At 73.1% G+C, this 22974-nt stretch carries 17 protein-coding genes; 13 read left to right on the top strand and 4 right to left on the bottom strand.

The features are described from left to right. Positions 1-110: 110 nt before the first annotated feature. The 4 genes from BKA22_RS19965 to BKA22_RS15150 form a co-directional block, all read right to left on the bottom strand. Positions 111-233: a SapB/AmfS family lanthipeptide gene (locus BKA22_RS19965; RefSeq protein ID WP_257024104.1), complete on the bottom strand. Its 123-nt coding sequence runs from the start codon at positions 231-233 to the stop codon at positions 111-113. Further along, on the bottom strand, positions 199-2940 hold the full coding sequence (lanKC, locus tag BKA22_RS15140) for a class III lanthionine synthetase LanKC (protein ID WP_146951569.1): 2742 nt from the start codon (positions 2938-2940) through the stop codon (positions 199-201). The genes BKA22_RS19965 and lanKC overlap by 35 nt, the downstream gene beginning before the upstream one ends. Positions 2941-3109: 169 nt before the next feature. Further along, positions 3110-3769, bottom strand: coding sequence for a response regulator (locus tag BKA22_RS15145; protein ID WP_146951570.1), 660 nt, complete (start codon positions 3767-3769; stop codon positions 3110-3112). Further along, positions 3766-4992, bottom strand: a complete 1227-nt coding sequence (locus BKA22_RS15150; RefSeq protein ID WP_179561808.1) for a sensor histidine kinase — start codon at positions 4990-4992, stop codon at positions 3766-3768. The genes BKA22_RS15145 and BKA22_RS15150 overlap by 4 nt, the downstream gene beginning before the upstream one ends. Positions 4993-5280: 288 nt before the next feature. Here BKA22_RS15150 and BKA22_RS15155 point away from each other — a divergent pair, with 288 nt between their 5' ends. From BKA22_RS15155 to BKA22_RS15215, 13 genes are all read left to right on the top strand, one after another. Continuing rightward, positions 5281-5868: a TetR family transcriptional regulator gene (locus BKA22_RS15155; RefSeq protein WP_179561809.1), complete on the top strand. Its 588-nt coding sequence runs from the start codon at positions 5281-5283 to the stop codon at positions 5866-5868. Positions 5869-6320: 452 nt separating this feature from the next. Continuing rightward, positions 6321-7319 (top strand): phosphate ABC transporter permease subunit PstC, encoded by a 999-nt coding sequence (gene pstC / locus BKA22_RS15160; RefSeq protein WP_146951573.1) that lies wholly within the window; start codon positions 6321-6323, stop codon positions 7317-7319. A gap of 10 nt (positions 7320-7329) precedes the next feature. Next, positions 7330-8631 (top strand): phosphate ABC transporter permease PstA, encoded by a 1302-nt coding sequence (gene pstA / locus BKA22_RS15165; protein WP_146951574.1) that lies wholly within the window; start codon positions 7330-7332, stop codon positions 8629-8631. Continuing rightward, positions 8628-10358, top strand: a complete 1731-nt coding sequence (locus BKA22_RS15170) for a phosphate ABC transporter substrate-binding protein PstS (RefSeq protein WP_146951575.1) — start codon at positions 8628-8630, stop codon at positions 10356-10358. Before pstA ends, BKA22_RS15170 begins: the two co-directional genes overlap by 4 nt. Beyond that, positions 10355-13093, top strand: a complete 2739-nt coding sequence (locus BKA22_RS15175; RefSeq protein WP_146951576.1) for a hypothetical protein — start codon at positions 10355-10357, stop codon at positions 13091-13093. The genes BKA22_RS15170 and BKA22_RS15175 overlap by 4 nt, the downstream gene beginning before the upstream one ends. Positions 13094-13266: 173 nt before the next feature. Next, positions 13267-14544 (top strand): hypothetical protein, encoded by a 1278-nt coding sequence (locus BKA22_RS15180; protein WP_146951577.1) that lies wholly within the window; start codon positions 13267-13269, stop codon positions 14542-14544. Between the two features lie 156 nt (positions 14545-14700). After that, positions 14701-16074, top strand: a complete 1374-nt coding sequence (locus BKA22_RS15185) for a hypothetical protein (protein WP_146951578.1) — start codon at positions 14701-14703, stop codon at positions 16072-16074. Between the two features lie 103 nt (positions 16075-16177). Next, the gene (locus tag BKA22_RS15190) at positions 16178-17329 is read left to right on the top strand and encodes a WxL protein peptidoglycan domain-containing protein (protein ID WP_146951579.1); all 1152 of its coding nucleotides are present in this window, start codon (positions 16178-16180) and stop codon (positions 17327-17329) included. Continuing rightward, positions 17326-18114: a hypothetical protein gene (locus BKA22_RS15195; protein ID WP_179561810.1), complete on the top strand. Its 789-nt coding sequence runs from the start codon at positions 17326-17328 to the stop codon at positions 18112-18114. Before BKA22_RS15190 ends, BKA22_RS15195 begins: the two co-directional genes overlap by 4 nt. Further along, on the top strand, positions 18111-19076 hold the full coding sequence (locus tag BKA22_RS15200) for a sortase (RefSeq protein WP_179561811.1): 966 nt from the start codon (positions 18111-18113) through the stop codon (positions 19074-19076). The genes BKA22_RS15195 and BKA22_RS15200 overlap by 4 nt, the downstream gene beginning before the upstream one ends. 346 nt (positions 19077-19422) lie before the next feature. Next, a complete protein-coding gene (locus BKA22_RS15205; RefSeq protein WP_306458442.1) occupies positions 19423-20196 on the top strand; it encodes a phosphate ABC transporter ATP-binding protein in 774 nt (257 codons plus the stop codon). Positions 20197-20209: 13 nt separating this feature from the next. Then, positions 20210-22033, top strand: coding sequence for a protein kinase domain-containing protein (locus BKA22_RS15210; protein WP_146951581.1), 1824 nt, complete (start codon positions 20210-20212; stop codon positions 22031-22033). Further along, positions 22030-22866 carry a lytic transglycosylase domain-containing protein gene (locus tag BKA22_RS15215; protein ID WP_223203417.1) on the top strand — a complete coding sequence of 279 codons (837 nt, stop codon included), beginning with the start codon at positions 22030-22032 and terminating at the stop codon, positions 22864-22866. The genes BKA22_RS15210 and BKA22_RS15215 overlap by 4 nt, the downstream gene beginning before the upstream one ends. Positions 22867-22974 lie beyond the last annotated feature (108 nt).

Raw genomic sequence — 22974 nt, forward strand, 5'->3', positions numbered from 1 at the left:
CGTGTGGGGAGGGTCTGGCGGACGCAAATGTCGGGTAAGTGCGGCGGGCTGGCGCCGGTCGACCGTGGCCGACGCCGACGATCTCCAGGCGACGGCCACGGTCCCGGTGCTCAGCAGATGGCCTGCGAGGTCGTGCTGACGCAGACGGTCAGGCTGTAGGCGCTGGCCAGCTGCTGGTGGTGCTGGCTGTCAGGGTGCTCATCGAGCGACTGCAGGGCGAGGAGGAAGCCCACGGGTGTCACCTCCTCCCCTGTGTGGGACGGCAGGTGCCGCCGGTGTGCCCGGGCGGGCGGGCGGGCAGCCCGGGAGGAGGAGGGGGAGCAGGGTGTTCCACCCTGTTCGTGCGTCGTCATGGTTCAGCATGGTGTGCGCCTGCAGGGCGGTCAGGACGCCCGCGGCTCCGGTAGCCAGGTCGCTGGACAGGCGGAGCAGACCCTGTCCGGGGAACCCGATACCGGTGCCGTGGCGGACGGCGTGCAGCCGCAACGCGTCGACGTGCGTGCGCAGCGCCGCGTCGTCGCGCGGCGTGGACAGGCCCAGCCGGGCAAGGGTGACGAGGTAGTGGATCAGTCCGGCACGCCCGTGGAACAGCCCGGGCTCGATGACGAAGGGCGCGCGGGCGGCGGCGCTGATGCCGTCCAGCGCGAGCAGGTACCGACCGGGTTCGGGCACGTGGTGCACGAGCTGGGCGGCGACCAGCCCGATGCCCGCCGAACCGGTGGCCAGGTACGGCATCAGGCGCCAGCCCTCGTTGACCTGCAGCGAGCCGTCGGGGGCGACGACGCAGTGCGCGAGGTCGTGATCGAGGGCGTCCCTCGCCAGCGCGAGGTGGTCGAGGTCGCCGGTGTGGCGGTACAGCTCGAGGGCGAACAGTGCCGTGCCGCTCGGACCTCGCAGCAGGCCGCCCTGACCGGTGCGGACCACCGGGTCGGGCTCGCGGGGATCGAGCGGCGGACGTTCGTCGTGCCGGGCCCGCAGTCGGCGAGCGATCTGCTCGGCGCGATCGATCAGGGTCGGGTCGTGGGCCGCCTCGGACAGCAGGTACAGGCCGACGCCCGGGAGGCCTCCGTACAGGTCCGCCCCGAGCGCGCCGGTGTCGAGGCGGAGCAGCTCGTCGAGCAGGCGGTCGGCCTGCGCGTCATGACCCAGGCGGCGCTGGACCCAGGCGGCCCCGGCGAGCCCGTCGAAGAGGCCCGCGGCGACCGGAGCCGAACCGTCGACGCCGGTACCGCCGCGCGTGGCGGCGTCGAACCACTCGAGGCCTTGCGGGTCGATGTCGAGGCTGCAGGCATCGAGGGCGTGCAGGACGCCTGCGGCGCCGTGGGCGAGGTTCCATCCGTTCTCGGCGAACTGCTGCGGGTCGCCGGGCCAGGCACGGTCGGTGCGTGCGAAGTCGGCGCTCGCGGCGATCGACCGGGAGACCAGCACCTGGAGCGCGAGGACGGCGTCCTCGGTGCTGGTGTCCCATCGACGGATGGCGTGGTCGACCCCCTGGGCCAGGCGGGAGCGCGTGTCCAGGCGCTCGCGTCCGGGCAGTGCGAGGTCCGCGCGGACGGAGGCGAGCAGCTCCTCGTCGAGCCCGTAGGTGTCGCGCGCCCAGTCGAGCAGCTCGTCGAGCTTGAGCGGGTCGAGACCGAGCAGGGTCGTCAAGGGGCAGAAGAGGAAGAGCGTGAGGCAGGCCAGCGCGTACCGGTCGGCCGCCACACCGCCGCGTCCGTCGGGAGCGACGAACCCGGGTGCCCCGATGACGGGGGCGTGCCGGCCCTCGACCGTGCGGGCCATCTCGAGGTCGAGCAGGACGACCTGACCGCCGGGGGTGAGCAGCACGTTGCCTGGGTGGAGATCGCCGTGCACGTAGCCCGCTGCGTGGATGCGGGCGACGGCGCGTCGGACCTGTGCATCGACGTCGAGTGCCCACTGCCGGTATGCCAGGCGGTCGGCGGGCGCCGCGTCGGCACGCACCGCTGGGCATCGGGCGACGACCTGCGTGCTCACCGTGGTGCCGTCGACGTGGTCGAGCACGAGGAACCGGTGGCCCTGCACGGTCAGTGAGTCGCGCACGGCGACGACGTCCGGGCCGGCGAGGGCGAGAAGGGCGGCCTCCTCGTCGACGAGTCGGGCCACGGCGTCCCGTCCGTCCGGCGTCAGGCCTGCGTGCGGTCGGGCCTCCTTGAGGACGACCCGCGCACCGGTCGGGTCGGTGGCTTCGTAGACGCCGCCGGCGTTGGAGTAGTGCAGCGCGCGGGTGGGTCGGTAGGCGAAGTCGGCCGGCGGGGCGCTCCCACCGAGTGCGTCGAGCTGCTCGCGCAGGAACGCCGGCACCGTGACCCAGGGCGGCGGGGTGAAGGATGCGGTGCGCCGGTCCTCGACGAGGTGGCCGGTCGGCTCGCGGAGGGCGAGGACTGGGCGGTCGTGCTCGTCACGCGTCCAGGTGCGGGTGAACGCGCCGTAGCGTACGAAGAGCGGCCCGGCGTTCCACCGCAGGTCGGACAGCACGTAGGGGCCGGGTGTGCCACCGAGCACGGCATCGAGGTCGTCGAGCACTCGGCGCAGGGTGTCCTCGTCCACCGGGTACAGGGTGATGAACTTGCCGGACGTCGAGCGGTCGGCGTCCTTGGCGTTGCGCGCGGTGAGCGTGTCCAGATCGGGTAGGTGCTTGAACACGATGTCGTGCGCGCGGCAGTAGGCGCTCACCTGGGCCAGCACCTGGCGTGCGTTGTCCTCGCTCGCGGTGACGTGGATCTTCCAGCCCTGCTCGGGGAGCGTGGCGCCCTCGGGTCGGTGGAAGACCCAGTGGCCGTCGTCGAGGTGCTGCCAGCCGGTCCAGGACGAGTCGTCGTCGTGGGGTCGCAACGCTCGCGTGCGTGGGACAGGGCGGCGGCTGGGGGTGTCGTAGAAGAGCGGGTGGGTCTGCGCGTAGCGGTGGTACGTCGGGTCCACGGTGCAGCCTCTCGGCGGGCGTCTGCCTCGCGATGCCCGGCGCGGGGTTCGCGTCGGGCTGGTCTCGTGCGGTCTCGCGCGCCCATTGTTGGTGCAGGTCCGGCGCGTGCGCGTCTGCCGAAGGTCGCCATTGTGGAGCCGCCGTTCGGGCTCACTCGTTCGGCGGTGCTCAGGCGACGACGCCGTTGCGGAACGCCCAGATGACGACCTGGACCCTGCCCTGCACCTCGAGCTTGGCCATGATCCGCGACAGGTGGGCCTTCACGGTTCCTGCTTCCAGGTGCAGGTGCTGGGCGATCTGCTCGTTGGAGTGGCCTTGGCTCAGGGCCCGGACGATGTCGAGCTCCCGGCGGGTGAGGACCTCCGCTCCTCGCCCCGGCCCGGGGTCGGCCGGGACCAGCGAGCCGCGCCGGGCGAACTCGGCGATGACGCGCCGGGTGACCGAGGGGGAGACGAGCCCGTCACCGCGGGCGGCGGCTCGGACGGCGGCGGCGAGGTCGTCCGGTTCGGCGTCGTCCTTGAGCAGGAAGCCCACGGCCCCGGCCTCGAGCGCGCCGAAGACGTACTCGTCGACCGCGAAGGTGGTCAGCACGATGACGGGCACGGGCTCGGACGCCGTGGCCAGGGCGCGGGTGGCGGCGATGCCGTCGCCGTCGGGCATCCGCACGTCCATCAGGACGACGTCCGGGCGCAGCTCCTGCACGGCGGCGAGGGCGGCAGGTCCGGACACCGCCTCGCCGGCGACGTCGATGTCCGGGAAGTCCTGCAGGATGACGCGCAGGCCGCGACGCACCACGAGCTGGTCGTCCACGACGAGCACCCGGATCATGCCGGGACCGTCCGTTCGACGGTGCGCGCGAGCTGGCGGTCGAGGGGGATGGCGGCGCTGGTCCGCCAGCCGCCGTCCGGGGTCGTCCCGGCGTGCAGGGTGCCGCCGAGCATCGTGGCGCGTTCGCGCATGCCGACCAGACCGTAGCCGGGGCGACTGCGTTCCTCGTGCGCGGGCTGCTCGGTGGCTGCCGTGTTCGACACCTCGATGGTCAGCTCGCGCGGGCGCCGGTGCACGTGGATCGTCACCTGGCCGCCCGGGGCGTGCCGGCGGGCGTTGGTGAGCGACTCCTGGATGATGCGGTAGCAGGCCAGGGACGTGGCGGGGGACAGGTCGTCGATGTCTCCGGTGACGGCGAGGTCGATCGCCGGGTGCAGCGTGCGCACGGAGGCGATGAGCTCGGGCAGCGTGCTGAGCGTGGGCTCGCGCACCCCGGGGCCGCCGTCGTCGTCGCGCAGCACGCCGATGACCTCGCGCAGGCTGCGCAGCGTGAGCTCGCCCTCGTTGCGGATCGAGGTGAGCAGCTCGGTGGTGGTCTGCGGGTCGTGCTCGTGGACGCGGATGGCGGCGCGGGTCTGCAGCAGGATCCCGGACAGGTGGTGGGCGGCGACGTCGTGCAGCTCGCGGGCCATCCGGTTGCGTTCGGCGGCGACCGCGGCCGCGGCCTGGGCATCGGCGGCCGTGCGCAGGGCGGCCGCGTGCGCAGCGGCGAGCTCGGCCTGGCGCTGCTGCGCACCGTAGAGGAGCCCGGCGAGCAGGGGTGCGACGTACGTGGGCACGACCCGCACGACGATGGCCAGGAGCACGAGGGCGTTCATGCCGCCGGTGGCGATCCCGGCGAGCGTGAGGTGGATCAGGAAGTCGAGGCCGGCGGCGATGGACAGCGTGGTGGTCCACGTGCGGCGGCTGGTGCAGGCCGCCACGGTGAAGATCGCGAACCAGTAGGTCGGGGTGATGGTGAAGTTGCGGTCGACGGTGATCGCCACGGCGACCAGGAAGCACGCGTACACCAGCCAGAAGGTGGCCACCGGGTGGCGGGTGCGCCGCACCAGCGGGACCGCCTGCAGCGCGAAGACGGCCACGGTGCCCCAGACGCTGGCGACGCTGACCGTCGGACCGCCGTTGTCGGTGAAGAAGCTGGTGCTCACCGCGATGGTGACGAGAAAGTAGGCGATCGAGACGATCGAGAGGAGCACCGCCCACGCGGTGTCCGACATCAGCATGCGGGGCGTGGCACGGGTCGGTGCTGACGAGCGCCTGACGGCTGCTGACCGAGGCATCACGACATCCATTCGCAGACGATATGGTCGGTGAACGAGTAACGATCGGCACGATTCGAGCGAGACCGACGCCGCTCAGCGTATCCGTTCCGGTCGGCCCGGGTGAGTAATCGAGGTACTCCCGTGCCCGTGTGGAAAGAGCGGTCGTGCCATCTCGACGACAATGATCTGAGCAGCGCGCCGAACGGCATATGCCGGATGGCATACGCTGAGCGCCGTGGAGAACGTCCGATGATCCGCCGGGAGCAGGCCGAGCGCACGCGAGAGCTGCTGCTCGACGCCGCCGCCGCGGAGCTGTGGCTGCACGGGCTGGGTGGCACGCGCATCCAGGACGTGCTCGACCGGGCCCAGGTCACCAAGGGCGGCCTCTACCACCACTTCACCAGCAAGCAGGAGATGGCCGACGCGCTCGCGGCGCAGGAGGCCGGTCGGTGGCCGGCCCTCGCCGAGGACGTCAGCAGCTCGGGTGCGCGCGGACTGTCCGCGCTGGAGGAGTTCGCGGTGTCCGCCGCGCAACGGTTGCAGGACGACATCCGGGCGAAAGCAGTGCTGCGGATCGCCGAGGAGCTCGAGGGTTCTGCCGCGGCTTCCGTGCTGGCGGCCTGGCACGACTTCACGATCCTGTCGCTGCAGCAGGCGATCGCCGACGGAGAGGTCGGCGACTCGATCGCCATCCGTGAGGTGGCGGCCACGGTGGTCGAGGCGGTCTACGGCGCCTGTGTGTGTCCCGCTCCGGCGAGCGTTCCGGTCGACGGTCCGGTGAGGGTCCGGCGGCTGTGGGCCGTGCTCGCCCCGGGCCTGAGGTCCACGGCCGGCTGACGGCTTCCGAGGCGCTGGACGAGCACGTGCTCGCCCAGCGATCGCGCACATCCTGAGCGCCCCGACACGCCGTGCGTCGCGGAATCGCAGAATTCACTTCAGGGTCGCATCGCGCGATGCCGCTCTAGGCGAGCGCGACGACGGATGTCCGATTCTGAGGGTCGGCCGCGTCGATGCCTGACGCGATTCGAATAAGGGTTCGGTAGGGACCGGTCGCGGTGTTCATGTTCCGTTCATCTGCGCGTTGTGCACTCGTCACCCGCATTCGTCGATTGACCGACGATCTGGTTTGCCAACTCGAATCCGGGTCCTGCACGATGTCGCTTGCCGGGCCGCGAAGGGCAGCAGCACGTGGGGAACCGCGGGGCAGCCGGCGCTGAACGAGGACCACGTGCCGACGGCAGACCCGGACCTCCGGTCACCTGCGAGCCGGCCCAGCGACGGGGGTGGTGATGAGGACCGACGTCCTCGACGACAGGCGAGACGTGCCGCGGCAGATCACCGCCGTGCGCGGCCTGCAGGACACGGTGTTCCGCATCGGCGCGCACGGCGGCGGGGTCCTGGTCCTGGCGATCATGACGCTCGTCGGGCTCTTCCTGGCCGTGCGCGGCGCCGAGGCGATCGGCGCGGCAGGCCCGGAGTTCCTCACCGAGCAGGAGTGGGAGCCGAACTCCGGCCGGTTCGGTATCGCGGCCGTGCTGTTCGGCACCGTGACGATCGCCCTCATCGCGATCACGGTGGCGCTCCCGCTGGCCGTGGGCACCGCGACCTACATCTCCGAGTACGCGCCGGAGGGGCTCAAGCGTGTGCTGGTCGGGGTCGTCGACCTGATGGCGGCCATCCCCTCGGTGGTCTACGGACTGTGGGGCATGTTCTGGCTCGAGGGCCAGCTGCTCCCGGTGGCGAAGTGGATCACCACCTACCTCGGCTGGATCCCGATCTTCTCCGTCCCCCAGTTCGACCCGGACGACCCGCTGGCCACCCCGACCGTGTTCACCGCCTCGGCGTTCCTGGCCGGCCTGGTCGTCTCGATGATGGTCGCCCCCATCGCCGCGTCGATCATGCGGGAGGTCTTCGCCCAGGCCCCGATCGGCGAGCGGGAGGGCGCCCTGGCGCTCGGCGCGTCCAAGTGGGGCATGATCCGCGCCGTCGTGTACCCGTTCGGCCTCGGCGGGATGGTCGGCGGCACCATGCTCGGCCTCGGCCGCGCGCTCGGCGAGACCATCGCCGTCTACCTCGTGATCAGCCCGGTCTTCGTCGTCAACTGGCACCTGCTGAGCACCGGGACCAACTCGATCAGCTCGCTGATCGCCCTGCGCTACGGCGAGGCGTCCAGCTTCGAGCTGTCCGGCCTGATGGCCGCCGGGCTGGTGCTCTTCGCGATCACCATGCTCGTCAACTTCGCCGCCGGCTTCGTCATCCAGCGCTCCCGCTCGGGCGCGTCGAGCTGAAGGACGCACCATGACCACGACCGAGATCCCCGCCCGATCGGCGCGACGGGCCGCCCCGCCGGCACGACGCACGCACGTGCCCGCGTCCGCCGGGCACCCCGGCGCTCCCGAGGTGCAGCGCAACCTGTCCCGCACCCGACGGGAGGACGTGCTGCGCATCGTCGGTGCGGCCGCCGCGTCGATCGCCTCGTCCGCCTGGCTGTTCACCCAGCTGCTGCCCGCCCAGGGTGCGCTGGCGTTCGTCCTGGTGACCTACGTGCTGTTCGTGGCGTACTTCGTGGTGCTGATCAGCTTCGACGACGACCGGGTGACCGTGCTCGACCGGGTCGTCGGGGTGCTCATCCACTCGGCCGCGGTGGTGCTGCTGCTGGCGCTGGCCGTCGTGGTGGTGTTCACGCTGGCGCGTGGGTCGCAGGCGTTCCGGCACGCGAACTTCTGGACCCAGGACCTGTCGATGGCGGGTCCGCTGGACCCGATGACGGTCGGCGGCATGGCGCACGCAGCCGTGGGCACGCTGATCATGATCTCGATCGCGCTGGTGATCGCGATCCCGCTGGGTCTGCTGTGCGCGGTGTTCCTGGCCGAGTTCCCCTCGCCGTTCGCGCGGGTGGTGCGCACCGTGGTCGAGGCGATGACCGCGCTGCCCTCGATCGTGTGCGGGCTGTTCATCTACGCCACGTACGTGCTGCTGCTCGGGTTCGACAAGTCCGCCTTCGCCGCGAGCCTGGCGATCACGATCATGATCCTGCCGATCGTGGTGCGTTCCGCCGACGTGGTGCTGCGGCTCGTGCCCGCGACGCTCAAGGAGGCCTCGCTGGCCACGGGCGCCTCGCAGTGGCGGACCATCTGGCACGTGGTGCTGCCGACCAGCAGGTCGGGCCTGATGACCGCGGTGGTGCTGGGCACCGCGCGCGGCATCGGGGAGACCAGCCCGGTGCTGCTGACGGCCGGCTACACCACGTTCTACAACTTCAACCCGTTCTCCGGGCCGATGGTGTCGTTGCCGTTCGCGACGTTCACGCTGGTCAAGTCGCCCGAGCCCACGCAGGTGGCGCGCGGCTTCGGTGCGGCGGCTGTGCTCATGGTGCTGGTGTTCGTGCTGTTCCTGCTGGCCCGGCTGATGGGCGGCAAGGGCGCGGGGGTGCAGTCGCCGCGCGGCGCGCGGCGCGCCCGCGCGGCCTCGGCGCGCGTCCTGGCCCGGATCGAGCAGCGCGAGCTGGTGAGCACGCTCGAGGAATGGGAGCTGGCCGCCGGCCAACGTCCACCGGCGGCCGGTACGGGCGGCACGGGCACCGGGGCGGTGGCCCGATGAGCGCGCGCCGCGCAGCCCGGTGGCGTCAGGCGGCGCGGGCGGCGACGGCGTGCCTGGGAGTCGCGCTCGTGCTGGCCGGGAGCCTGGGCCTGGCCGGCGTCGGGCCGGCAGCCGCCGCGGACCGGGTGCGCGCCCCGATCGTGGGCTCGGGATCGACCTGGTCGGCGAACGCCCTGCAGCAGTGGATCCGCAACGTGTGGGCCAACTACCAGTGGAAGATCACCTACTCGGAGTCCGGCTCGACGCAGGGCCGCAACGACTTCGCCAACGGCACCGCGGACTTCGGCGTCAGCGAGATCCCGTACGGCATCGCGAACTCCAACGAGGGTGACGCCCGGCCGAACCGGCAGTTCGCGTACATGCCGATCGTCGCGGGCGGGACCGCCTTCATGTACAACCTGCAGGTCGGCGGCAAGCGGGTCACCAACCTGCGGCTCTCCGGCGAGACGATCGCGAAGATCTTCACCGGCGTCATCACCCACTGGGACGACGCCGCGATCGCCGCGGACAACCCCTCGCTCGCCCTGCCGGCCATCCCGATCGTGCCCGTGGTGCGCTCGGACGGCTCCGGTGCCACGGCGCAGGTGTCGATCTGGCTCCGTCAGGAGCACACCGCGCTGTGGGACGACTACTGCGGCAAGGTCGGCCGGCCGCTGGTCAACGGGCACTGCGGCGTCACCAGCAACTTCCCGGTCGTCCCGGGGTCCGGGTTCGTCTCCAAGTCCGGGTCCAACGGGGTCTCCGGCTACGTCGCGCAGTCGCACGCTGTCGGCGCGATCACCTTCGTCGAGTACTCCTACGCCCTCAATGCCGGGTACCCGGTGGCGAAGGTGCTCAACTCCGCGGGCTACTACACCGAGCCCACCGCCTCGAACGTCGCCGTCGCCCTGCTGCAGGCGCACATCAACGAGGACACGACCTCGCCGGACTACCTGACGCAGGACCTGTCCGACGTCTACCGCAACGGCGACCCCCGGGCCTACGTGCTGTCCAGCTACTCGTACATCATCCTGCCGACGGCGCTGGAGTCCGGGTTCTCGAACGACAAGGGCGGCACCCTCGCGGACTTCGGCACGTACTTCCTGTGCGAGGGGCAGCAGCAGGCCGAGACCCTCGGGTACTCGCCGTTGCCGGTCAACCTGGTCGCGGCCGGTCAGGCGCAGATCGCCAAGATCCCCGGCGGCGACCCGGCCGTGAAGACCATCGCGGACTGCAACAACCCGACGCTCGACCCCTCCGACCCGAGCGGCAATGCCCTGGCGAAGAGCGCCCCGTACCCCCAGGACTGCGACCGGGCGGGCGTGCCGCAGTGCACCACCGGCACCGGCGGGGCGAAGGACACGCCCACCGACCAGACCGCCGGTGCCGGGGCAGGCTCTGACGGCGCTGCCGGGGTCGCTGGCGCAGACGGCACGGCCGCCACGGACAGCACCCCGGGCCCTGACGTGGCGTCCGTCGCGGACCCGCTCGCGGCCGCGGACGCCGAGGTGCTGGCCCTCGGTTCGGAGGACGACCTGGTGGTCGCCGCCGCGCGCCCGCAGTCCATCCCGGTGGTCGCCGCCGGCCCCACCGCCGCATTGTCCATGCTCGGTGCCGGTCTCGGGGCGCTCGGTGCGGCGATCCTGCCGCCCGTCCTCGGCCGACGCGCCCGCCGGTCCTTGCTCCCGCCCGTCCCACTCGGTGGCTCACCGAGCCCCACCCCTCGACCTCAGGAGCGCACTCCGTGACCTCGCCGACCCCGCTGCGCGGGATGCACCCCGCCCGCGTCGTCCTCGCGCGAGCGATCGCTGCCACCGGACTGGTGCTGGCCCTGGTCTCCGCCACCGGCCTGGTCCTGGTCGCCACGCCGGGCACGGCCCGGGCTGCCGCCGGCCCGGACTCCTCGGTCACGGTCGGCTGGGCCGATGGCTCGGTGCGGGTCGGCGCGGACGCCACCGCGACGGCCGCCGAGATCGCCGCAGCCAACCCGGACCACGCCGCGCTCACCAGCGACGGTGAGGGCAAGGACGCCGGGTCGGGGCACTGGGACGACTTCAAGGACCTGACGGTGACGGTGTTGCAGACGACGGGGCTCATCGACCAGACGGTCACGGTGACGGCGTCAGGGATGGCCGCGACCGCGAGGCAGCCCGGCGGAGGAGGATCGAGCAACTTCCTGCAGGTCTTCCAGTGCTGGGGCGACCCGGCCGCTGCGGACTTCGCCCAGACGTGCCAGTGGGGCGGCTACTCCTCCGAAGAAGTGGGCGGTACCGCCTCGAGCGCGATCAATGGCACATTCAGCGAGCCGCGTGGGACCGGGGTGGTCGGCCGGGGCGGTGTGACGTTCCGGGCAGTGAACGGCGCCGAGAACCAGCGCGAGGAGGTGCCGCTCCCTGGCGGCGCCGGGGCCGTGATCATCACCACCGGGCTGGCGGCCTTCTACGACAGCTCCTCCTCCAACGAGATGCCCTTCGTCCCCGTCGCGGCCGACGGCACAGCGGTCGCGAACTTCACGGTGCAGTCCGCAGCGGCGCAGCCGTACCTCGGCTGCGGGGACACCGACTCGGCGGCGGGGGAGCGGTGCTGGCTGGTGGTGGTGCCTCGGGGCATCCACTCCGGGACCCGTGCCGACGGCGCTCACTGCGGGCCGGACAGTATCGCCAGCGGCTTCGGGACGACCACGGAGTGGGGTCAGGCGGGGTCGCCGCTGTCCACCGCGTGCAGCTACTGGGACGACCGCGTGGTGCTGCCGCTCGACTTCGAGGACCCGTACCTGAGCTGCCCGACGGGCTCGGCCGAGCGGCGGGTGGTCGGCAGCGAGCTCGTCGCCGAGGCGGTGAGCTCCTGGCAGCCGAGCCTGTGCAGCGGCATCGACGGTGCGACCTTCAGCCTCACCACCAACTCGGGCGACCTGGCCCGCGCCCAGCTGCTCGCCGGCCAGGTGGACGTGGTCGCGGTCTCGGACCCGCTCACGGCCGACACGATCGGTGCGGCGGACCCGGCGCTGCTGGACGAGGCGGACATCCGGTACGCCCCGATCGCGAACACCGCGCTGACCATCGCGATGGTCGCCGAGCAGAGCGACGGGACGGTCCGCACCGACCTGCGCCTGACGCCCAGGCTGCTCGCCAAGCTGCTCACCCAGTCGTACCGGAGCGACGTCCCGCAGGTCTCCGGCGACTGGGGATCGACCACCGTCGGCGAGTCGCTGCAGTTCCTGGCCGACGACACCGTGCTCGAGGACGAGGAGTGGATCGCGCTCGGGAACCCGACCAGCCTCCCGGGGTCGGTGGCACGCGCCGCCTGGGTCGTGGTCGGGCCGCAGGGGGACGACGCGATCCGGCTGCTGTGGCAGTACGTGCTGGCCGACGCCGACGCGGTCGCCTTCCTCAAGGGCGAGCCCGACCCGTGGGGCAGCACGGTCAACCGCTACTACCTGCCGGCAGGATCGGCGCTGGCGGCAGGCGGCGGGTACGACCTGCTTGCGACCGCGCTCGACACCTTCCCGAAGGCGGACCAGTCGGTGGCACCGGACGCCGCGACCGCGGAGAAGAAGTACCGCGGGCTGACGATCGACTCCACCTCCTACTCGCCCTACTCCAACTCGTTGGCCGCCAACGCCGCCAGGATCGCCAGGGTCGATGCCAAGCTGACGTTCACGTGGGACCCGAACAAGTTCTCCGGCACCAACGTCGGGTTCTTCGTCGCCAGCCCCCCGGCCCTGCCCACCAACGGCTCCGGACGGCTGATCGTGGGGCCGACCACGGCGGTCGCGGCCGAGAGCTACGGCCTGGCCACGGCAAGCCTGGCGCTCCCGCTCGGCTCGCGGACGAGCAAGGAGACCGTCGCCACCGCCCGGGAGTTCGTCGGGTACTCCGATGCCACCGTCGCGACCGCCATCGCGGCCCAGCAGCTCGACGAGGCCTCCGGCATCGCCGTCACCGACATGTCGGCGCTGCCCTCCGGCGCCTACCCCCTCGCCACCACGGTCTACGCCGCGATGGACGTCAGCGCGACGGGGATGGCCGCCGAAGCCCGGGGCGACTACGCGGGCTTGCTCGACTACGCGGCGGGCGCGGGCAACGTGCGCACCGGGTCGCGTGGCGGGCTGCCCGAGGGCTACGTGCCGCTCGGCGCAGCGCAGGTCGCCGCGGCGCACGCGCTGGCCACCCTGCTGCGGACCCCCGTGACGACAGGCGCACAGGGGACGCCGACGGGAGGCACGAACGCCGGTACGACCGCCAGCACCACCGTGACCGTACCGTCGGGGACGAGTGCCGCGCCGGTCGCGTCTGAGGAAGATCTCGCGGGCGCGGCACCGACAACGACCATCGGCATCACCAGCGCCGAGGTTGCAGCAGCCGACACCACGGAGGCGGCGGCCTCACCGGCCCGCACGGCGTTGGGCGTCAGCCTCGCGACGGGGCTGGCAGGGATGGTCGCGGCGCCGCTCCTGCTGCGACGGAAGCCGGGCGAGGCATGAGCCGCCCGGAGCCGCGACACCCCTCGGGGTGGGCCGGCGCACCGACCACTCATCCGGCACCGGTCTCCCGGTCGGACGAGGAGACCCCCCACCCGAGAGTTGACGGTCCGGGTGAGGGGTCGGGCACCACGTGGTGCAAATCGATGGGGGACGTTACCAGAGAGGGACATCTCATGTCCAAGTTCACCAAGTGGGGCGTCGGTGCGACCGCCCTGCTCGCCACCGGCAGCCTGCTGCTGGGTGCCTCGGCCGCTCAGGCGGACCCGTGGGACGCCGACCTGGAGTCCTACACCCAGAACCGGCCGCTGAACGGCACCGGCTCGGACACGACCCAGGACCTGAACAACGGTCTGGCGGCCGTGGTGCGCAGCGGGGGCCAGCTCGTCCTCGGCTCCTGGGACGCGACCTTGCCCACCGGCTCAGGTGCGCAGGGCACGACCATCGTGACGCACTCCGGCGGCACGACGATCCCGCGTCCGAACGGGTCGGGTCAGGGTGTCGCGGCGCTGAAGGCCACCGTGGCCGGAACCACGCTCACCAACGCCCGTGGCACTTCCACCGGTGGTGCGACCGCCGACGGCAGGCTCGACCGGACGGACCTCCAGTTCGCCCGCTCGTCGTCCGGCCCCTCGTCGTTCGCGGCGAGCGGCACCTACTCGTACGTCCCGCTCGCTGTGGACGCCGTGACCTACGCCAAGGGCGCGAGCTCCGCGGTGCCCGACGGTCTCACCGTGGCCGACCTGACCCAGATCTACCAGGCCAGCGCCGGCCAGACGGTGTCGCTGAGCGTCGGCTCGCGCGTCATCGGCACGGCTTCCACCAGCGGTGCGCAGATCGTGCCGCTGCTGCCGCAGTCCGGTTCGGGCACCCGCTCGTTCTTCCTCAGCAAGCTCGGCCTGACCGAGGCGAGCCTCGGCTCCGCCGTGGCCTGGACCTACACCGCCGGTGGCGTGACCACCGACGTCCAGGAGCACGACGGCGCCGCGCTCGCTGCGGTCAGCAACGCGATCGTTCCGTTCTCGATCGCGCAGTGGATCGCCCAGAGCAACGCCGCCAGCCTGGCGGCCAACTACGGCGTGTCCGTACTCGACCGTCGGCACGGGGCGGTGCTCGCCCCGGTCACCGTCGGTTCGACGCTCGTCCAGCCGACGACCGGCACCACGCCGGTGCTCAACACCGCGTTCCCGCTGACCCGGCCGGTCTTCACTGTGGTGGAGCACGCGGCGATCGCGTCGAACAGCACCCTGTCCGCCACCTTCATCGACGACCCGGCGACCGCCGACGTCGTCGAGGGGGCTGTCTACACCGCCAAGCGTTCCGCCACCGCGCAGTTCGTGATCGAGGACTTCGGGTTCGGCTCGCTGATCAACCGTGACACCGACGTGAACGGCGTCACGATCCAGGGCGTCACCTACAAGGCCGGCGACGCCGAGAGCATCCGCACCAACTGATCACACCACCCGGTGGCCGGGCGCTGCTCGGCCACCGGGTGCCCCGCCCGCGGCGCGGGCGAGCTCATGAAGTGCCTCTCCCGGCAGGTTGACCTGCCGGGAGAGGCCCCGGCTCGCGTCACCGCCGCCACCTTCCACCTACAGAGAGAACCCTCCATGTCGCACGAATCCCTTCGTCGGCGAGCGGGCAGCGGCCTGCTCGCCGTCCTGACCACCGCCGTGCTCGGCCTGGCTGCGATCGGCCCCGCGCAGGCCGCCAACGCGAGCCTCGACCCGGCCAACCGCCTCGGCGACATCACCCTGGCCCCGGCCTCGGGCGCGCTGTCCGACACCACCACGTTCGGCCCGACCACGCTGACCACCACGACCGGCTGCCCCGTCGGCTACCGGCAGTCCTCCCGGGTCCTGTTCATCTGGGCGGACGGCTCCCAGGACGCGACCCACCTCGCCGCGGGTGTGAAGGTCGCCGCAACCGCAGGCAGCGGCCTCGACGGGAACGCGATCTCCCGCACCGGCACCTCGGCCGCGCGCTGGGGTTCCGCGCAGTTCCCGCTGGACGCGATCAAGGACGGGCTGGCGACCTACGTTGTCACCTGCGAGGTCGGCACTGCCCCTGACGGGGCGACGTACCCCGCAGCGGCCGTCCCGATCGGCCAGGCGAAGTACTTCAGCGTGGACGTGCGCTTCGACCTGGCAGCCAAGACCTGGGAGGTCGTTCCGGAGACCGTCGTCGAGAAGGCCACCCCGACCATCACCCTGACGGGTGCCATCGCGCATGCCGACGGCACGGTCACCCTGACCTCGGCCGTGACCGGTGACTCCGGCGCGGCGACCTCCGGCACGGTCGAGCTCACCGGCACGTATGCCGGGCTGGCGACGCCGGTCACCGGCAGCGTGCCGGTCGCGGCGGACGGCACCGCGAGCTGGACCAGCCCGGTGCTCGAGGCGGGCAAGACGTACACCTTCGCCGCGGCCTACAGGGCCGGCAGCAACGCGGTCTACACCGACTCGACCACCGACGCGCAGACCACCGTCACCACGGTGGCCGAGCCGGTGCCGCCGCAGAGCACCGGGGTGACGGTGACCATCCCGGCCGCGCTCAGCGGGCTGAAGTTCACCGTGACCCCCGGTGACGTGGCCCTGGGCCAGGCCACGCTGCAGGGCACCTCGTACGTGGCCACGGGAGCCTTGGGAACGGTGACGGTCTCCGACAACCGGACGACCCGCACGGCGTGGACCTTGAACGGCCAGGTCGACGACTTCGTCAGCACCACCGACGCGACGCAGAAGATCGACGCGGACTACCTGGGATGGAAGCCGGCGCTGGTGGGGTCGACGAACGGCGGCACCGCGGGCGTCGAGGTGGCGGCAGGAAGCACCTCGGGGCTCGGCTCGGCACGCCCCCTCGCCCAGGCAGCCGCCGGCGCCACGGTGGCCGACACCGCGGTGCAGGCGGGGATCACCCTGAAGGCTCCGGCGAGCTCCGCGGAGGGCAGCTACACCGCGACGCTCCTGCTGACCCTGATCTGAGGCCCGGGTGGCTCCGCGGGCCGACCCATGGCCTGCGGAGCCACCCAACCACCGACCCACTCACCACTGCCGGCCCGGCCCGGCACCTCACCCGAGAGCACCCATGACCTTGCGACCCCCCACCGCCCGGGCCGTCCTCGCGATCGCGGCCCTGCTCGGCGTCGCGACGCTGCTCGCCACCGCCCCGGCACAGGCCGACGAGGCACCCGCCGACGACTCGCAGGTGACCTGGAGCGTGCAGCCTTCCACGCCCGCAGGCCCGGACGGCCGCACCCGGTTCGACTTCGCCGTCGACCCGGGCACGACGATCAGCGACTGGGTCTCGGTGGCGAACTGGTCCACCCACGAGGTGAGCTTCCAGGTCTACGCCGCGGACGCCACCACCGACTACGACACCGGTGCGTTCACGCTCATCGGCGCCGACCAGGCCTCCACCGACCTCGGCGCCTGGACGTCGGTCGACTCCGCCACCTCGGTCTGCGCCGAGGGTGACACCGCCTGCCTCGCCGGGCTCGGCGTCACGGTCACCCTGGCGGCTGGCACCAGCCAGGACATCCCCGTGACCATCACCGTGCCCCACGACGCCACACCGGGCGACCACGCCGCAGGGATCGTCGCCTCGTTCCGCTCGGAGGCCAGCGACGCGCAGGGGTCGGCCGTGCAGGTCGAGCAGCGTGTCGGCACACGGATCTACCTGCGGGTCGGGGGCGCGCTCGCCCCGGCCGTCGGGGTCAGCGGTGTGGTCGCCGGCTACGACGGCTCGGCCAACCCGGTCGGCACCGGAACCGGAACCGTCGGCTTCGACCTGACCAACACCGGCAACGTCCGGCTCGACGCGACCCCGAGCGTGCGCCTGACGGGGCCGTTCGGCCTCGACCTCGGCACGGTCACCCTCGACGCGGTCACCGACCTGGTGCCCGGTGCGACGACCCACGTCACCGCCGAGGTCCCCGGCGTCCCCCCGCTGCTGCTGCTCACCGCCGAGGTGACCGTCACCCCGGTGGTCGCCGAGGCCGACGGCGCCGCCACCGCAGCCACCGGCTCCGCCCGCGCCTGGGCGGTGCCCTGGGCCCTGCTGGGGCTGGTCGCCCTGGTGGTCGCGGGCATCACCCTGACCCTCGCGCAACGACGCCGTGCACGGCGGTTGCTGGCCGAGGAGCTGGCCACCTACACCGAGCAGGTCCGCGCCGAGGCACTCGGCCTGACCTCCACCCTGCGCCCCGACGTCCCGAACGAGAGCGAGACCGTCCGATGACCCCGAGCCGTCCCCCCGCCCACCGTGTGGCACGTGTGCTCGCGGGCGCGTGCCTGACCCTCGGCGCGCTGGCCGTGCCGGCGGGCGCGGCGTTCGCCGACGATGCCGGCGACCAGACCGGGCTGTCGGTGTCGATCCCTGCACGAGCCGGCACGACCCCCACCCCTGTGCCGACCACCACGACGCCGTCGCCGACCGCCACGTCGACCACGGCGCCGACCGCCGGTCGCGGCGCTGCGACGACCGGTTCCCCGCGGTCGGCCGGCACGTCCGAGGCGGTCGGCGGGGCGCAGCCCGCCGGTGCGGCCGCTGGGTGCGCCCCGAGCGAGCCCGACGTGCCCACCCGACCGGCCACCGCCGGGACGGCCGGGGTGGAGGCGCACGTGGACCAGGACCTGTACCTGCCGGGGGCGCGGGTGACTGCCACCGCGACCGGCTTCGCCGCCGGGGAGCAGGTCCAGCTCGTGCTGTTCAGCGAGGCGGCCCTGGTCGGCTCGTTCACCGCGGACGCCGCGGGTCAGGTGCAGGCCATCTTCCCGGTGGCCGACGGCACCGCACCGGGGACCCACACGGTGCAGATGAGCGGGTGGTGCGGTACGGCGGTCGCCGTGGTCGACGTGCTCGTCGGCTCGGCCGGAGCCACCGCCCCGGCCGAGCAGGGCGTGCCGCCGTGGGCCTGGTGGGCGGGCGGCGGCGCGGGCCTGGTCGGCCTGGGGGCGGGCGGCTGGCAGCTGCTCGCGCTGATGCGAGGGCCGGGCGCGCTGGCGCAGGTGGCCGTGCCGTGACCTTGACGACACCGGCATCGATCGACGAGGCGTACCGCGTAGCCGGACCGCCGGGCGGAGGTCGCCGCACCGGCCGGGGTTCACGCCTCCCGGTACCCGCTCGTCCACCCGCACCGCGCGACGGGCGCTGGTGGGTCGGGGCCGCTCTGCTGACCCTGTCGGTGACGCTGCTCGCGTTCGTCGCGCACGTCGCCGTGCTGTCCACCTTCCAGCACCACCGCGCCCAGACCCTCGCCTACGGTGACCTGCGCACCGCGCTCGCCAAGGCCGAGGCCCCCACGGGTCAGCTCGACCTGCGGGAGGACCTCGTCGCCGCCGGCACCCCGGTGGCCTGGCTGCAGATCCCGTCGATCGAGCTGTCCGAGGTGGTGCTCGAGGGATCGACCGCCGAGGTGCTGCGTTCGGGCCCCGGTCATCGGCGCGACTCGGTGCTCCCGGGGCAGCCCGGCACCGCGGTCGTCCTCGGCCGGCAGCTCACCTACGGAGGGCCCTTCGGCGACCTGAGCCGGTTGCAGCCCGGCGACGAGATCACGGTGACCACCGGTCAAGGTGCCTCGACCTACCGGGTGTTCGGTCTACGACGCGCCGGCGACCCGCTGCCCGAGGCGCTGCGCTCGGGGGAGGGGCGACTCGAGCTGCTGACGGCCGACGGCCTCGCTCTGCTGCCCGACGGGGTGCTGCACGTGGACGCCGAGCTGGTCAGCGAACCGTACGACGCGTCCAGCCGGGTGATGGCCTACGCCGCTCTGCCTGCCGCCGAACGCGCGATGGGCCAGGACCGGGAGGCGTGGACCCTCGTGGTCTTCGTGCTGCTGCTGCTCGTCGGGGCCGGGGCCGCCACCTGGTGGCTGTGGACCCGCTGGGGCCGCTGGCACGCCTGGGTGGTCGGGGTGCCGGTGCTGCTCGCTCTGGGCGTGACCGGGGCTGACGCCGTGATGGGCGCGCTGCCCAACCTGCTGTGAGCCCGTCGCCCACCCGCCGCACCACGACGCCCCGCGGCTCGCCATCCCTACTTCCGTGACCCACCCCGACCGCCAAGGACCAGCGATGAGCACCCGATCCACGCACCCGACCAGCAGCCCGGACCCGTACGCGGCGCCGACGGCCGTGCACCATCCCACCGTCACGCACACCCTCGCCGAGTCCGCCGAGCTCACCGCCGCCCGCGTGCCGCTCGCCGCACCGGTCGACCCCGACCGCACGACCGTCTTCGCGCCACCCGACGGCACCGCGCCCGAGACGCTGCGCGACGCCACCGCCGAGATCGCCGCCGCCCACTCCGCAGCGCCGTCGCTGCCGCCCCGGCGGCTGTCCGCGATCGATGCGCAGGACGTCTCTGCCTGGTTCGGCACGCACAAGGTGCTCGAGAGGGTCTCGCTGAGCATGCTGCCCGGCGAGGTGACCGCCCTCATCGGCCCGTCGGGCTGCGGCAAGTCCACGTTCCTGCGGATCCTCAACCGCATGCACGAGCTCGTGCCGTCCGCGGCCCTGGCCGGTCAGGTGCTGCTCGACGGCGACGACATCTACGACCGGAGCAAGAAGCTCCAGGACGCCCGCAAGGACATCGGGATGGTGTTCCAGAAGGCCAACCCGTTCCCGGCGATGAGCATCTACGACAACGTCGTCGCCGGCCTCAAGCTCACCGGGCGACGCGCCGGCCGGGACGAGAAGGACGAGCTCGTCGAGCGCACGCTGACCTCCGCCGGGCTGTGGAAGGAGGTCAAGGACCGCCTGCGCCAGCCGGGCGGTGGTCTGTCCGGCGGGCAGCAGCAGCGGCTGTGCATCGCCCGCTCGTTGGCCGTCCGACCGAAGGTCCTGCTGATGGACGAACCCTGCTCCGCGCTCGACCCGACCTCCACCCGGGTCATCGAGGAGACGATGACCGAGCTGAAGAAGGAGGTGACGATCGTGATCGTCACCCACAACATGCAGCAGGCGCAGCGGGTGTCGCAGCAGTGCGCGTTCTTCCTGGCCGCCCAGGGCACGCCCGGTGTCATCGTCGAGCACGGCGACACCGAGGCGATGTTCTCCGAGCCGCAGGACGAGCGCACCTTCGACTACGTCAACGGGCGCTTCGGGTGAGGCCGGCGCCACGATGACGGGGTTCGACGAGGGCGGCACACTGCTCGGCGGTCGCTACCTGCTCGGCGACCTGCTGGGTGTGGGTGGGTCGGCCTCGGTGTTCGAGGCCGACGACCTGCGCTCGCCAGAGGCCCTGCGCGGTGCCTCGCCGGAGCGGGTCGCCGTCAAGGTCCTGCACCCGCACCTGAGCGCCCACGAGGGGGCATGCGAGGCGTTCCTGCGCGAGGCGCGCGCGGCGCAGTCGCTCGACCACCCGGGCATCGCGGCCGTGCACGCGTCGGGGGCGGAGGACATCGGCGGGATCCGTACGGCGTGGATCGCCCTCGACCTGGTCACCGGCGGCAGCCTGGCCGACCGGGTCGCGCGCACCGGGCCGATGGGCGTCGCTGAGGCCGCGGCCGTGCTCGACGGGGTGCTCGGCGCCCTCGGCGCCGCGCACCGTGCGGGCCTGGTGCACCGGGACGTGTCGCCCGCGAACGTGCTCCTGCAGCAGGTCGACCCCGACGAGCCGCTGCGTGCCGAACAGGTGCGGGTCGTCGACCTCGGCCTGGCCGACGCGACCGGGAGCACCGCCGTGGGCGCCGACCTGCTGCGCACCCCCGCCGGTGGTGCGGCCGACCCGGGGGAGCGGGGGGTCATCGGCAACGCGCACTACATGTCGCCCGAGCAGGCGCAGGGCAGGCCGGTGCGGGCGGCAGGTGACCTCTACCAGGCGGGCGCGCTGCTGTACTTCCTGCTCACCGGCCGTCCGCCGTACCCGCTGCCCTCGGCCGACCAGGTCCTGCAGGCGCACGTGTCCGCGCCCCAGCCCGTGCCGTCGGCGCTCGAGCCCGGCGCACGGGTGCTCGACCGCGTCGTCGTGCACGCGATGGCCAAGACGCCCGCCCGGCGGTACCGCGACGCCGAGGAGTTCCGAGCGGCCGTGCGCGCGGCCGTCGGCCCAGACCGGGCTGAGACACGTGCACCTGGACAGCGGCCGGCGACCCGGGACCTCGACCCGTCCGGTGCCGTGTCGTCCGAGGGTGCCGCCGGCCAGGAGGTCCGCGCGACCCAGGTGCTGCGCGGTGCGACCCGCCCGGGCGAGCCGGTCGGCGCGGACCTCGACTACCTCGACCCGGTCGGCCCGCCCGCGACGTCACCCGTGACCGCTGGTCCGCCCTCGCCAGCCGGGGGCGCAGTGCTCGGCGTGGCCGTCGCGGCCGTGCTGGGCATCGCGCTGTGGGGCGCGCTGACCGCCGCCGCCGACCCCGGGGCGCCGAGCCCACAGATCAGCACCTCGACGAGCGCGGCGGCAGACCCTGCGCCGACGACCGAGGCGCCCGTCGTGCCACCCTCCGTGCCGAGCCCCGCTACGACGACTGACGCGGAACCGACGCCGACCACCGACCCCGTCCGGATCACCGTCCCCACGCTCTACGGCACGCTGTCCGACTCGTTGCAGGCGCTGCGCGACGCGGGACTGCAGCTGGGCGCCGTCACCCGGGCCGACTCTGCCGAGGCCGCCGACAAGGTGCTCGGCCAGGCGCCCGCCGCGGGGGAGGCCGTGGACGCAGGCTCGACGGTGGAGGTGACCCTCGCGTCGGGGTTCAACGCCGTGCCTGAGGTGACGGGCACGACCGTCGCGAACGCCACGGCCAGCCTGCAGGACGCAGGCTTCACGGTGGCCGTCTCCGGCCCGGCACCAGGCGTCGACGCGTCGGGGACGGACCTGATCGTCGGCACCCGGCCGGTGGGTGGCAGCCGACTGCGCGTCGGCGCCACGGTCACGCTGGTGGTCGCAGCCGCCGTCCCGACGCCGAGCCCCGACCCGTCACCCGTGCTCGGGGACGGGGCGTGAGCGCCCCGGAGCCCACGCCGGGGCCAGCCGTCGTGACCATCGACCGGATCGATCCGGACGCGCCGCGCGGTGACCGCTTCGCACGGCTCCGGGTCGCCCTAGTGCGCGCGCTCGTGGCGGCCGGGCTCGGCACGATGGTCGTGACCGCCACGGCCCTGATCCACGCCACCGGTCTGCCCACCGCCGAACCGACCTCACCGCGTCGCGCGCTCGAACCGGCGCAGACGGCCGCGACCTCCGCCACCGTCGGCGCCGGCTCGCCGCAACCCGCGACGGCGCGCGTCGACCCCGGCTGGGTCGAACGCGTGGCCGCGGTGACCGCGATCCCCGCGCGGGCGCTGCTCGCCTACGCCGCCGCCGACCTGGTGCTCGACGCGGAGGACCCCGGGTGCGGCCTCGGCTGGAACACCCTGGCCGCCATCGGTGCGATCGAGTCCGCCCATGGCACGCACGGCGGGGCGAGGCTCGGCGACGACGGGCGTCCGCGACCGGCCGTCCTCGGGATCGCGCTCGACGGCGACGGCGTCGCCGCGATCACCGACACCGACGACGGCCTGTGGGACGGGGACACGACGTGGGACCGCGCCGTCGGCCCGCTGCAGTTCATCCCGTCGACCTGGGCGAGCTGGGGTGCGGACGGCGACGGCGACGGCGTCGCCGACCCGAACCAGATCGACGACGCAGCCCTCGCCGCCGCGCGGTACCTGTGCCACTCCGGCAGCCTGGACACGGGCGACGGCTGGCGAGCGGCCGTGCTGTCCTACAACCGTTCCGAGTCGTACGCCGACCAGGTCGCCACGACGGCGAACCGCTACGCACAGGCGCTGTCGTGAGGCCGTGCCCGGTCACGTCCCCCTGCCACCACGAGCAGGCGCTCATCGCACGCAGACCCAGGACGCCGACGGCGTCCGTAGTCGATCGACGAGGGGTGGACCCACGAC

The organism is Cellulomonas soli (assembly GCF_013409305.1).
GTDB classification, from domain to species: Bacteria; Actinomycetota; Actinomycetes; order Actinomycetales; family Cellulomonadaceae; genus Cellulomonas; species Cellulomonas soli.